This is a genomic window from Bradyrhizobium sp. RDM12 (genome assembly GCF_051917485.1).
GTDB lineage: Bacteria > Pseudomonadota > Alphaproteobacteria > Rhizobiales > Xanthobacteraceae > Bradyrhizobium.
In genome coordinates, this window is sequence record NZ_CM133064.1 from 6262991 (window position 1) to 6275833 (window position 12843).

Annotated in this window: 7 protein-coding genes, 4 pseudogenes and 1 riboswitch; of the genes and pseudogenes, 5 read left to right on the plus strand and 6 right to left on the minus strand. The window is 67.2% G+C overall.

Going from position 1 to position 12843, the window contains the following annotated elements:
* Positions 1 to 2: 2 nt before the first annotated feature.
* From ACTGJ9_RS30750 to ACTGJ9_RS30765, 4 genes are all read right to left on the minus strand, one after another.
* Positions 3 to 632, minus strand: coding sequence for a precorrin-8X methylmutase (locus tag ACTGJ9_RS30750; RefSeq protein ID WP_456674111.1), 630 nt, complete (start codon positions 630 to 632; stop codon positions 3 to 5).
* Complete coding sequence (gene cobN, locus ACTGJ9_RS30755; RefSeq protein WP_456674112.1) at positions 632 to 4951, minus strand: cobaltochelatase subunit CobN; 4320 nt, start codon at positions 4949 to 4951, stop codon at positions 632 to 634. Before cobN ends, ACTGJ9_RS30750 begins: the two co-directional genes overlap by 1 nt.
* A gap of 79 nt (positions 4952 to 5030) precedes the next feature.
* A complete protein-coding gene (cobW, locus tag ACTGJ9_RS30760) occupies positions 5031 to 6065 on the minus strand; it encodes a cobalamin biosynthesis protein CobW (RefSeq protein WP_456674113.1) in 1035 nt (344 codons plus the stop codon).
* A complete protein-coding gene (locus ACTGJ9_RS30765; protein WP_456674114.1) occupies positions 6062 to 6436 on the minus strand; it encodes a DUF1636 family protein in 375 nt (124 codons plus the stop codon). The genes cobW and ACTGJ9_RS30765 overlap by 4 nt, the downstream gene beginning before the upstream one ends.
* A gap of 96 nt (positions 6437 to 6532) precedes the next feature.
* A riboswitch (cobalamin riboswitch) is annotated at positions 6533 to 6751 on the minus strand.
* 40 nt (positions 6752 to 6791) lie between these two features.
* Here ACTGJ9_RS30765 and cobO point away from each other — a divergent pair.
* Both cobO and ACTGJ9_RS30775 read left to right on the plus strand, forming a co-directional pair.
* Positions 6792 to 7427 (plus strand): cob(I)yrinic acid a,c-diamide adenosyltransferase, encoded by a 636-nt coding sequence (gene cobO, locus ACTGJ9_RS30770; RefSeq protein WP_456674115.1) that lies wholly within the window; start codon positions 6792 to 6794, stop codon positions 7425 to 7427.
* Positions 7428 to 7450: 23 nt separating this feature from the next.
* A pseudogene (locus ACTGJ9_RS30775) lies at positions 7451 to 8895 on the plus strand (cobyric acid synthase); the annotation flags it as partial.
* Here the strand turns inward: ACTGJ9_RS30775 and ACTGJ9_RS30780 are convergent.
* Together ACTGJ9_RS30780 and cbiB are read right to left on the minus strand one after the other, a co-directional pair.
* Positions 8847 to 9744: pseudogene (locus ACTGJ9_RS30780) on the minus strand (threonine-phosphate decarboxylase). The pseudogenes ACTGJ9_RS30775 and ACTGJ9_RS30780 overlap by 49 nt on opposite strands.
* Positions 9745 to 9860: 116 nt before the next feature.
* Positions 9861 to 10802, minus strand: coding sequence for an adenosylcobinamide-phosphate synthase CbiB (cbiB, locus tag ACTGJ9_RS30785; protein ID WP_456674116.1), 942 nt, complete (start codon positions 10800 to 10802; stop codon positions 9861 to 9863).
* A gap of 120 nt (positions 10803 to 10922) precedes the next feature.
* Here cbiB and cobU point away from each other — a divergent pair.
* The 3 genes and pseudogenes from cobU to bluB all read left to right on the plus strand — a co-directional run bounded on the left by cobU (position 10923) and on the right by bluB (position 12843).
* Positions 10923 to 11427 (plus strand): annotated as a pseudogene (gene cobU / locus ACTGJ9_RS30790) (bifunctional adenosylcobinamide kinase/adenosylcobinamide-phosphate guanylyltransferase).
* Positions 11424 to 12211 (plus strand): annotated as a pseudogene (gene cobS / locus ACTGJ9_RS30795) (adenosylcobinamide-GDP ribazoletransferase). The pseudogenes cobU and cobS overlap by 4 nt, the downstream one beginning before the upstream one ends.
* Complete coding sequence (gene bluB / locus ACTGJ9_RS30800) at positions 12211 to 12843, plus strand: 5,6-dimethylbenzimidazole synthase (RefSeq protein ID WP_456674117.1); 633 nt, start codon at positions 12211 to 12213, stop codon at positions 12841 to 12843. Before cobS ends, bluB begins: the two are co-directional and overlap by 1 nt.

Genomic DNA, 12843 nt, shown 5'->3' on the forward strand with positions numbered 1-12843 from the left:
CGCTATTCGCTCCGGCTTGCGAGCGCGTTGACGGCGGCGACCGTAATCGCCGAGCCGCCGAGCCGGCCATCGACCGTCAGCGCCGGCGTAGGCGGATTCGCCATCAGCGCGGCCTTGGATTCGGCGGCACCGACGAATCCGACGGGGCAGCCGATGATCGCCGCAGGGCGCGGGCAGTCGCGGTCCTCCAGCATGTTGAGCAGATGAAACAGCGCCGTCGGCGCATTGCCGATCGCGACGATTGCCCCGTCGAGATGCGGGCGCCACAGCTCCAGCGCCGCGGCCGAACGCGTGTTGCGCATGGATTGGGCCAGCGCGGGAACGGTTTCGTCGCCGAGCGTGCAGATCACGGCATTGGCCGCAGGCAATCGCGCGCGCGTAATTCCCTCCGAGACCATACGCGCATCGCACAGGATCGGCGCGCCCTTCTGCAGCGCCGCGCGCGCGGCGGTCGCCATATCAGGCGTGAAACGGACAAGCGCCTCGAGGCCGACCATGCCGGCGGCATGGATCATCCGCACCACGACCTGCTCCTCATCAGGCGTGAAGCGCGCCAGATCGGCCTCGGCCCTGATCGTCGCGAAGGACTGCCGGTAGATCGCGGCACCATCGGTCTCGTAAGTATGCGGCATCAGTGCCCTCCCATCAGGATGGAGGGGTCGCGTAGGATGTCGTCGCGGTCGAGCCCGCGCAGGATCGGCTCGTCACGGGTCGACCCGCCGCGTACGAGATCGAATCCCGCTCCCGTCGCAACCAGCGTGATCGCGGCCGCGCCGGAATGGGCGCAGCCCTTGGCGCAGCCCGAGACGTGAAGCCGCGCGGCCGCGCCGATGTTCGGTGCCAGCGCCGCGGCAAGGGCGCGGGTGTCGGCATGGGCCTCGCGGCAGCGCGGCGCCCCGCTGCAGGCGATGACGCGCAGCGCCGGGTCGTAGGCCTCGGTGATCAGGCCGGAAGCGGTCGGCATCGTCCGCTTGCCCTCGCTCAGGAGCATGCGCCATGGCGTCATACGCAGCGCATGCCCGCAACCGGAGAACTGATTGAGCGTCGCGTGCGGCATCTGCCCGAAGGCGACGCCAACCATGGCACCCTGCGGATAAAGGCCGGGACGCACTGCTGCCATGATAGGCGCCGGCTCGGCCTCGCCGCGCAGCGGCTCAGGTAGTTCCGCGCCCGCCGCAAGATGCGCTGCCATGCGCCTGCGCCCACCGCTGGCGCCACCGGAAGCGATGAACCAGCTTGCGAAAGCAAGTGCGGTCGCCACGGCATCGCCGCGCGCGACGGCGCGACCGAGCCTGGCACCGTCTGCGCGCACGATGAGACCACCTGCAGCGTCACGCTCGATCCGCACGTCGGCGGAATTGCCGGCGAGCACGCGTGACTTGCCGTCATCGATGGCGAAGCCGAATTTCGTCGGAAGCGCGAGCATCGAGTCCGCCAGAACCTCTTCAAGCTCGGCCGCGAGCGCCTGGGTGTCGTCGCCGTCGCGCCAGAACGGCGTGACCAGAATGTTGCGCCGGGATTCGGTATCGGCGTCGGGGTCGAGCAGCGTCAGTTGGGCAAGACCGTCAAGCAGCAACCGGTGGCTGCTCTCGCTGACGCCCCTGATCTGGAGATTGGCGCGGCTGGTCACGTCGATCAGACCATTGCCGTGGCGCTCGGCGAGATGCGCAAGCCCGGAGGTCTGTACCGCATCGAGCCGGCCGCCGAAGGGGCGCACGCGGATCACGAGCCCGTCGCCCGATTGCATCGGCCGCAGCGCGCCGGGACACCAGCCCTTTACCGAAGCCGCGCTCATGACGCCTCCTTCAGCGCAGCCGCGATCGAATTGCGGCGTGTCCGCCAGAGCGAGGCCTCGTGCAGGCGCGTGAAGCAAACTTCCATCGCAGCAAGCGCCGCCGGATTTTCGCGCGCCATGAAGGCACGTACGTCGGCGTCGCCGAGCGTCGCATCGTAGTAGAGATCGAACAGATGCGGCGGCACGGCACCGGCCAGATGCGCGAAGGCGGCCATATGCTCCAGCGTCGCGGTGATCTCGGCGGCACCGCGAAAACCGTGACGCATCATGCCGGTGATCCAGGCCGGATTGGCGGCGCGCGCGGACGACGCGCGAAATCTCTTCGGTCAGCGTGCGCGCATGCGGCTCGTCGGGGCGGGTCGTGTCGAGATGATAGAGCGATGGCCGCGCCGCACCGAGATGCGCGGCGGCTGCGGCGACGCCGGCTTCATGCGCGGCATAATCGGCGGCAAGCAGCAGATCGGTTTCCGGCAGATCCTGGAGGTGGACGAAAGCATCGGCAGACGCGAGCCGTTGTTCGATGCCGGTGCGATCGGGCTTGATCTCGCCATCGGCGGAGAACGCCCAGGAGGATGCCGACAGCCAGGCTTCTCCCGCGGCGTCGCGCGTCTCGGGCGTGAACGCATCGGGGATTGCCGAGAGGCCGACGCCGTATTGTCCGGGACGCGGCGCGAACACGCGCGAGACGCGGTGGCGATACGGATTCTGCTCGCCCTCGTCCTCGCGCGATGACAGCGCCTCGCTGGCGGCTTCGAACAATTGCGCAAGGCCTGCGAAGACATCGCGAAACAGGCCGGATACGCGCAGGGTGACATCGATACGGGGACGGCCGAGCTCGGCCGGCGCAACGATATCGTAACCGGTGACGCGGCCGGAGGCGTGATCCCAGCGCGGTGCGAGACCGGCCAGATGAAGCGCCATCGCGAACTCCTCGCCCGCGGTGCGCATCGTCGCCGAGCCCCAGAGATCGACCACGAAGCCTTTCGGCCAGTCGCCGTGGTCCTGAAGATGACGACGCAGCAGCTCTTCGGCGAGTTTTATCCCCTGCGCATGCGCTGAGGGCGTCGGCACCGCACGCGGATCGACGGCAAAGAGATTGCGTCCGGTCGGCAGCACGTCCTGGCGTCCGCGATAGGGCGAGCCAGATGGGCCCGGCGCCACGCGCTGGCCTGCAAGCGCGGCACGCAATGCGTCCCGTTCCGCCTCGCCACAGGCGCCGCGCCCGAACACGTGCAGGCCATCACCGAACTGGCTTTCCTTGAGATCGCAGACGAAGCGGTCGATCCGCGGGATCGCTTCGGCCGGAGCGGCCGAGGCGTCGAGGCCGAGATCGTCTTCCAGACCTGCCGCGCGCGCCTCGTCGCGGATCGCGGCGATCAGGCGCTGGCGGCGGGCGGGATCGAGACCATCAGCGGTCGAATATTCGTCGAGCAGGTGTTCGAGGCGGCGCAGGCCTTCCGGCACCGCGGATTGCTCGAGCGGCGGCGGCAGATGGCCGATGGTCACGGCACCGACGCGGCGCTTGGCCTGCGCGGCCTCACCGGGATCGTTGACGATGAAGGGATAGATCAGGGGCAGATCCCCGATCAGCGCTTCCGGCCAGCAGTGCGGCGACAGCGCCACCGATTTTCCGGGCAGCCATTCCAGCGTGCCATGCGCGCCCATATGCACGACGGCATCAATCCCCTGCTCCCGGAGCCAGAGATAGAAAGCGACATAGACGTGGCGCGGCGTACGGGCGAGATCGTGATAGTCGGAATCGCGCGTGGTGGCATCGCCGCGGTCCGGCTGGACTGCGATGATCGAGTGACCGCACCGGATCGCAGCGAAGTGGAACGCGCCGTCGCGGCAGCTCGGATCGGTCTCCGGCGTACCCCAGGCTTGCGCGAGATCGTCCTGCAACAATTGCGGAAGGCGCGAGAGCGCCGCACGATAATCGGCGACGCTCCAGGTCGATTGCTGCTTGAGCAGTGTCGCGCCAAGCGCTTCAACCGGCGCAACATCGAAGCCCACTTCAGTGAGATCGGACACCAGCGCTTCGACCGAGGCGAGCGCGTCGAGGCCGACCGCATGCGCGATCTGGTGCGGACGGCCGGGATAGTTCGAGAGCACGATGGCCAACCGCTTCTCGGCGGCCGGTGTCTCCGCAAGCCGCCGCCAGGCCGCCGCGCGCGCGGCGACAGCCTTGACGCGCTCTTCATCCGGCTGATGGGCCAGATGCGAAAATTGCAGATCGGGATCCCGCATCGCAGCCGACTTGAAACTTACCACACCCGCGAACAGGCGGCCGTCAACCTCGGGCAGAACCACGTGCATGGCGAGGTCGCCCGGCGACAGGCCGCGCAGCGACTCGGCCCAATCCTCACGGCGCGCCGATGAGCGCGACCTGGAACACCGGACATGACGCCGCATCGAACGGCGTCGTGCCGTCGTCGCCCATTGCCGAGAACGCCGTCGCATTGACGATCCCGCCGGAGGATTGTTCGCGAAGTACGTCCTCAGCCAATCCGCAACGCCTGCAGCCTTCAACGACGTGACGAACACACCCTGAGCGTCAAACCCCTGCGCGCGCAGCGCCGCGATCAGCGCATCGACCGGCCCCGTGTCGGCAGCAGTGAGATAGGAGCGATAGAACGCGACCAGCGCGCGCGGCTTCCCGCTCAGAACCGGCACTGCGATCACGCCGCGTGCAGGATCGTAAAAGCCCATCTCGGGAACGCTCATCTCGCCGACGATCGGCCCGGCGTAAAGGCCCGATGCCAGCGCGAGTTGCGCGATCGCGGCTTGCGCCGCGACGGGACCACCGGTGTCGCACAGCACTTTCAGCCGGCGCAGCGTCGAAACGGGCAAGGTGGAGTACGCGTCGAGCCGCGTGTCGTCACGGCCATCGGCCGGCAGCACCGCGAGCACGATGTGGCGATCCTTCGCCAGTTGCTGCAGCGCCGCCAGCCCGTACGGCCAATAGGACTCGCCGCCGATCAGGCGCACCAGAATGCCGCGCGCCTGCGACAGCGTGCGTTCGATATAGGTATCGACCGAGAGCGGATGACGGAGCTCCGCGAGGTTCGCCAGCCGCAGTGACGGCAAGCTGGTGCGGCCGCGGCGCCAGCCGGCCGCGAACGCCGCGAGATCGGAGTCCGAGAACGAGAGCACCACGAGATCGGCCGGATCCTGGCCGATGTCCTTGGCGTCGCGGTCTCCTCGAGACCGCGGCTCTCGCGGAAGACGACGTGCATCAGACTCCCAATCCCGCCTTGATCGCGGCCGCGTCGATATCGCCGTGCTCGCCGATCACGACGAGCTTCGACTGACGGTGACCCGCACCCCACGGCTTGTCGAACTGGTGGCGCACGCGCTCGCCGACCGCTTGCAGCAACAGGCGCATCGGCTTGCCAGCGACCGCGATGTAGCCCTTGACGCGCAGCACGTTCTGCTCGCGCGCCAGCTTCTGGACGGATGTGACCAGCGCATCGATGTCAGTGATCTCCGGAAGGTCGATCACGACAGAGGCAAAATCGTCGTGCTCGTGGTCCTCCTCGCCATCATGATGCGAGGGGCGCGCGGCGAGATCATTTTCGGCGGCAGCGCCGAGGCCGAGGATGACGCGTGCATCGATGGCCCCGTCGGTGATCGGCAGCATCGGGACGCGGCGCGGCATCTCGGCGATGATTGCGGCCCTGGCGGCCTCGATGCCGGCTGCGCCCGCAAGATCCGCCTTGGTCAGCAACACGATGTCGGCGCAGGCGATCTGGTCCTCGAACACTTCCGACAGCGGCGTTTCATGATCGAGATTTTCGTCCGCCGCGCGCTGCGCTTCGACCGCATCCGGGTCCGGCGCAAAGCGGCCGGCGGCGACAGCCTCCGCATCGGCGAGCGCAATTACGCCGTCGACCGTGATCCGCGAGCGGATCTCCGGCCAATCGAACGCCTTCAGCAGCGGCTTTGGCAGCGCCAGACCCGAGGTCTCGATCAGGATGTGATCGGGCCGCACGGGCCGCGACAGCAACTTCTCCATGGTCGGAATGAAATCATCAGCGACGGTGCAGCAGATGCAGCCATTGGCGAGCTCGACGATATTCTCTTCCGGGCAGTTCGCATCGGCGCAGGACTTCAAGATCTCGCCGTCGACGCCTTCGCTGCCGAACTCGTTGACGAGCACGGCGAGCTTCTTGCCGTTGGGATTGGCGAGCAGATGCTGGATCAGCGTCGTCTTGCCGGAGCCGAGAAAGCCGGTGACCACCGTCACAGGGACTTTTGCGAGCGAGTTCATTCGGCGGCCTCCGGCAACACGGCAATGGGGGGAATGCGGGCAAGCGACTGCTTGCGGAAGATCTCAGGCCTGCTGCGCCACGGCACGAGGCCGTCAGGCGCGGCGGCATAGGCGGCAGCGCCCGCGACCACGTCTTGCGCGTTGGCGTCCGACAGCCGGCCATAGACATAGCACCAGCGGCCATGCGCGCTGAGCGCGACCGAGCAGCCTTGGCTGCATGCAGACAGGCATTCGACGGGAACCACATTGACCCCGTCGGGCACGCCGGCTTCGAGGATCGCGCCGTGCAGGCGTTTGCCGGGCGTGACCTCACCCTCGCCGAGCGTTTGGCCGGCGCGGCAGGTGATGCAGACGTGCAATGTGACGGTCATCGCCTCTTCCAGAAGTATCAGCGGGAGGCGAAGAGGCGCACGAACCGTTCTTGCGAAAGCCCGTTTCCCCGTCGCGGAACACCCCGTCCGCCGGTTCAAAAATCGTCCGCGCTGGCAGGTCTCCCGGCTTGCGGAGCAGGGTTTCCCCTTCGATCCCCGCCTTCCCGATCCCCAGGGGGATCAGTGGCTTTGGGCATCTCTCCGGTCACGGTCGCGGGGGCGGCTGCAGTTTGGACCCAAATCTTGCCGATTCGGACCCTATCGCATTCCCTCTTCGCCTGTCATAGGACAGGAACCAACGCCGGGTCACCATTTGCCCCCGGCCGCCTCTTGTCAAGCCGAAGGACCGGGTACGATGACGCCTGAACCGGATACAAAAACGGCCGAGGAAACCGACGCCCGGCACGCCGCGAAAATGGCGAAAATCAAGGTCGCCCGCGACAAGATCATGGCGACCAAGAGCGGCGAAAAGGGCCTCGTCATCGTCCACACCGGCGCGGGCAAGGGCAAGTCCTCCTCCGCCTTCGGGATGATCGTGCGCTGCGTCGCCCATGGCTTTCCCTGCGCGGTCGTGCAGTTCATCAAGGGCGCCTGGGATACCGGCGAGCGACGCCTGCTCACCAGCCATTTCGGTGAGCTCTGCCAGTTCCATGCGATGGGCGAAGGCTTTACCTGGGAAACGCAGGACCGCGCCCGCGACATCGCGGCCGCGCGCGCCGGTTGGGCCAAGGCGAAGGAGCTGATTCTCGATTCCAATCTGCGCATGGTCGTGCTCGACGAGATCAACATCGCGCTGCGCTACGACTATTTGGACATCGCCGAGGTCGTCGATTTCCTGAAGACCTCGAAGCCGCCGATGACGCATGTCGTGCTGACCGGGCGCAACGCCAAGGACGAGCTGATCGAGATCGCCGACCTCGTCACCGAGATGACGCTGGTGAAGCATCCGTTCCGCTCCGGCATCAAGGCGCAGGCCGGCGTCGAGTTCTGAAGACACCAAGCTCTGAAAAAAGCATGGCGCGCGCATTGATGATCCAGGGAGCCGGCTCGGATGTGGGCAAATCGCTCATCGTCGCCGGGCTCGCGCGCGCCTTCACGCGGCGCGGTTTGCGCGTGCTCCCCTTCAAGCCGCAGAACATGTCGAACAATGCCGCCGTCACGATCGATGGCGGCGAGATCGGCCGCGCCCAGGCGCTGCAGGCCCTCGCCGCCGGTGTCGAGCCGCACACCGACATGAACCCGGTGCTGCTGAAACCCGAGACCGATGTCGGCGCGCAGGTCATCGTGCAGGGCAAGCGCATCGCCACCGCACGCGCACGCGACTATGCGGCCATGAAGCCTTCCCTGATGGGCGCGGTGCTGGAGAGCTTTGAGCGGCTGAAGGCGCGCGCCGATCTCGTGCTGGTCGAAGGCGCCGGCAGCCCGGCGGAGGTGAACCTGCGCAAGGCCGACATCGCCAATATGGGCTTTGCGCGCAAGGCCGATGTTCCCGTGGTGTTGGTCGGCGACATCGATCGCGGCGGCGTCATCGCGCAACTCGTCGGCATCAAGACCGTAATCGATCCCGACGATGCCGCGATGATCCAGGGTTTTGTCATCAACAAGTTCCGCGGCGATCCCACACTGTTCGATGACGGCTACAGGCTGATCGCGGCGAAGACCGCATGGCGCGGCTTTGGCGTGCTGCCCTGGTTCGCGCGCGCCGGCGAGCTGCCGGCCGAGGATGCGCTGGGCCTGAGTGACGCGCGCAAGCCGGGCCAATGCAAGATCGCCTGCCTCGCGCTGTCGCGGATCGCCAATTTCGACGACCTCGATCCGCTGAAGCTCGAGCCGGGTGTCGATCTCGTGATGGTGCGTCCCGGCGAAGCGATTCCCGGCGATGTCAGGCTCGTCATCATTCCCGGCTCAAAATCCACCCGCGGCGACCTGGGATTCCTGCGCGCCCAGGGCTGGGACATCGATCTGCTCGCGCATCACCGCCGGGGTGGCCATGTGCTCGGCCTCTGCGGCGGCTACCAGATGCTCGGGCGCAGCGTCGCCGACCCCGATGGCATTGAGGGACCCGCGGGCGACACGCCGGGCCTTGGCCTGCTGGATGTCCAGACGGTGATGAGCCCGCAGAAGACGCTGACGCGTGTGACGGCCGTGCATGCGGCGACGAATCAGCCGATCCAGGCCTACGAAATCCATATCGGCCGCACCGACGGAGCCGATCGCGCGCGGCCATTCGCGAAACTGAACGGCGAGCCGGAAGGCGCGATCTCGCGCGATGGACGCGTGCAAGGCAGCTATCTGCACGGTCTCTTTACGTCGGACGCGTTTCGCAAGGCGTTCCTTGCAAAGCTCGACATTCAAGCGGGCGACGAGCCCTATCACGCCAGAGTCAGAGCGCGCTCGATGCGCTGGCCGATCACATCGAACAACATCTCGACGTCAAAGGATTGCTCGCGCTAGCGCGCTGGACCTCGGCGAGGCGCGACCATTCGGCCTCAGCCCCCGGAAGCCCAAGGCGCAGCCATGTCGGGTTTTGCGCGAAGACGCGGGACCAGATCTGGCGGTGCGCGAGCTTTTCCTGCGCGGCACGCGCATCCGGCGTCTGGTAGAGGCGAAACAACGGAGTACCGCCGACCAGCCGCCAGCCTTGCGACTGCGCGATATCGTCGAGGCGAAGGCAGTCCCGCGCAAGCCGAGCTGACGTCGCCTTGGTCCAGACGTCATCACGCAAGGCGCGACAGCCAATCGCGATCGCAGCGCCCGACACCGGCCATGGACCTGACGCCGCCGCGAGCTTGCCGATGTCATCTGCATGGCCGATCGCGAAGCCGAGCCGGAGCCCGGCAAGACCATAAAACTTGCCGAAGGATCGCAGGATCAGCAGACCCGGCCGCCCTGCTTCCGAAGCCAGCGAGTTCGGGAACGGCATCCGCAAAACTCTCGTCGATAACGAGATGACCGACGCGCGGCAGCAGCGCGAGCAGATCCTTCGGCGCGTGACGGCGGCCGTCGGGATTGTTGGGATTGACGACGATGGCGAGGTTCGCCCCCGCCAGCGCATCGAGCGCGCTCACCTCCTCGACCTCCCATCCCGCAGCCGACAGGACAGGAGCATATTCGTTGTAGGTCGGGGCGAGGATAGGCGCCCGGCCGCGCGGCGCGAGTTGCGGCAGCAATTGAATGGCGGCTTGTGCGCCGCCGATCGCGACGATCGGCGCGCCTGTGCGATAGGCGTGCCGGGCCGCCTGATGCAGGGCGTCGATCTGAAATCGCGACGGCAACGCCTGCCAATGATGCGCGTCAATCTCGCCCACCGGATAAGCCAGCCGGTTGATCCCGGTCGACAGGTCGATCCAGTCCTCCGCGCGTCCGCCAAAATGCTGCCGGGCCAGATCAAGATTTCCACCGTGCTCACGCATGCCCCGTTCTTTCACGCGAAGGCCAGGATCGCAAGCACGCCTGCGAGCAGCAGCATGGCGCGACGGTAGACGGTCAATCCCTCGACGATGTCGGCCGCAAGCGGATCGCGCGCGCCCTGATTGAGCCAGGGCTCATCGGTCGGGCTGCCGTGATGAACTCGGGGGCCGCTGAGCCGCACGCCGAGCGCGCCGGCCATCGCTGCCTCGGGCCAGCCGGCATTGGGCGAGCGATGGCGGCGCGCATCGCGCGTCATGCACGACAGCGCCTCGGATCGCCGCGGCCCGAGCAGCACGAACAGAAAGCCGGTCAGACGGGCCGGGATGAAATTCGCGAGATCGTCGATGCGCGCCGCGGCCCAGCCGAAGGCTTCGTGGCGCTCGCTGCGGTGGCCGATCATGGAGTCCAGCGTGTTGATCGCCTTATAGCCCAAAATACCGGGCAGGCCGAACAGCGCACCCCAGAACACCGGCGCGACGATGCCGTCGGAGGCGTTCTCCGCGAGGCTCTCGATCGCCGCGCGCGCGATCCCGGCCTCATCGAGCGCGGCGGGATCGCGGCCGACGATGCGCGCGACCGCGTCGCGCGCGGTGGCGATGTCGCCGCCCAGCAGAGGATTCGCGACAGCCGCGACATGATCATGCAGCGAGCGCAAGGCGACCAGCGGCCAGGCCAGGATGCCGGCCAGCACGATTCCGATCCAGCCTGAGGGAAGCAAGGATTGGAGCAGCCAACCGAGCGCAATCGCGAGCGCAGTCACCAGAAGCGCGCCGGCGACGCCGGCAACGCGGCGAAACCACAGCGGATCAGATTCACGATTCCAGCCGGTATCGATGGCGGCGATCAGCCCGCCCAGCCAGGTCACGGGGTGGCCGATCCGCGCAAACAATCTTGACGGCCAGCCCAGCAGGGCATCCACCGCCATCGCCACCACCATAGCGCCCGCAAAACCCACACCAGCCTCCTGTCCTGCCCCTGTTGCGCAAAGCGAAGAGCGAGCGCAAGCCCCGGGGGCCTGATTTCGGCTTTGTCTTTGGCTACGATTGGTGATTAGTCAGGCCCACAGGAGACCTTCATGGCCGTCATCTTGATCACGGGCGGAGCGCGATCGGGCAAGAGCGCCCATGCGGAAGAGCGCGCGCAGCTTTCCGGGGAGGCCCGTCTATATTGCGACGGCCGAGGCGCTTGATGCCGAAATGGAGGCGCGCATCGCGAAGCATCGCAACAAGCGCCAGGCGGTCGACTGGATCGAACGGGAAGTGCCACTCGATCTTCTGCAGGCTCTGATCGACACCGATGGCGGCGGCCCAAGGCTGGTGGACTGCCTGACCTTGTGGCTCTCCAACATGATGCATGCGGGGCGTGACTGGGAGCACGAGGTCATGAAACTCGCCGTGTTCCTAGGCGGCTTCAAAAGCCCGGTCGTCTTCGTCACCAATGAGGTCGGTCTCGGCATCGTGCCCGACAACGCGCTCGCGCGTGCCTTTCGCGACGCCGCCGGGATCATGAACCAGACCATTGCGGCTGTTGCTGACGAAGTCGAGTTCGTCATCGCCGGCCTGCCGATGAAACTGAAATGACGCCGCGCGCCGCCGTCCTGAAAGACGTGATCGCCGATCTCAGGATCGCGGCGTCCTTCGTCACGATTTTGCCGGTGGCATCGTCGAAGCCGGCCGGCGACGGCGACATCGCGCGCGCGGTCTGGGCGCTGCCGGTCGCGGGATTGCTGGTGGGCCTTGCAGGCGCAGCATCCTATGCGCTCGCGAGCAGACTGGGACTGGCAGCAGGCACCGCCGCGCTGCTCGCGCTCACCGCAACGACCCTCGTCACCGGCGCGCTACACGAAGACGGACTTGCCGACACCGCCGACGGCCTCGGCGGCGGACGGACGCGCGAGCGCAAGCTCGAGATCATGCGCGACAGCCGGATCGGCAGCTATGGCGTCTGCGCGCTGATCCTGTCGTTCGGCCTGCGCTGGAGTGCGCTCGCCGCAATCGCAAATCCGTGGGCCGTGATGCTGGGTTTGTGCTCAGCCCACGCCGCGGCCCGCGCGGGCGTGCCGGCCTTGATGTTTTTGGTCCCCCGGCGCGTCCCGACGGGCTCTCCGCGCGCGCCGGATCGCCGCCGGGCCGCAGCGTCGCCATCGCCTTCGCTGTTGGAACGCTCACCCTCGCCCTCGCGCTCGGGCCAGCCAAGGCGCTGGCCGGCGTGGTCCTGCTCTCGCTCGCCGGGCTGATCCTGGCGCAGCTTGCCATCCGTCAGATCGGCGGGCAGACCGGCGACGTCCTCGGCGCCTTCGAGCAGATCGGCGAAATCCTGAGCCTGCTCGTGGCCGCAGCCTTCCTTCACGCGGGGGATGATTGATGGTCGAGTTCGACGGCGCCTTCCGCAGGCAATTGCGCGAGCTGTTCGTGTGGCGCCGCGACGTGCGCCGCTTTCGCACCGATGCGCTGCCCGACGGCACCGTGGAGCGACTGATCGAGACGGCCTGTCTGTCGCCATCGGTCGGCCTGAGCCAGCCGTGGCGCTTCGTCACCGTCGATGATGCGGCACGGCGCCGCGCCGTGATCGACGATTTCAAAGCGTGCAACGCCGACGCCCTGAACTGCTACTCCGGCGAGCGCGCCGGCCGCTATGCCGCGCTCAAGCTCTCGGGCCTCGAACAGGCACCTCGCCATCTCGCAATATTCGCGGACAAGGCCAGCGACATCGGCCACGGCCTCGGCCGCGCGACCATGCCGGAGACAACGGAATATTCCGTCGTCGCGGCAATCACTGCGATGTGGCTCGCCGCACGCGCGGAAGGCATCGGGCTCGGCTGGGTCTCGATCCTCAATCCGGAGCGCATCCGCGGCGTGCTCGACGTGCCCGGCTCCTGGAAATTCATCGCCTATCTCTGCATCGGCTATCCCGAGGCGGAGTGCGATCAGCCCGAGCTCGAGCGTGCGAAATGGGAGCACCGGCGAGGTGCGGACGAATTCACGCTGCGGCGCTAA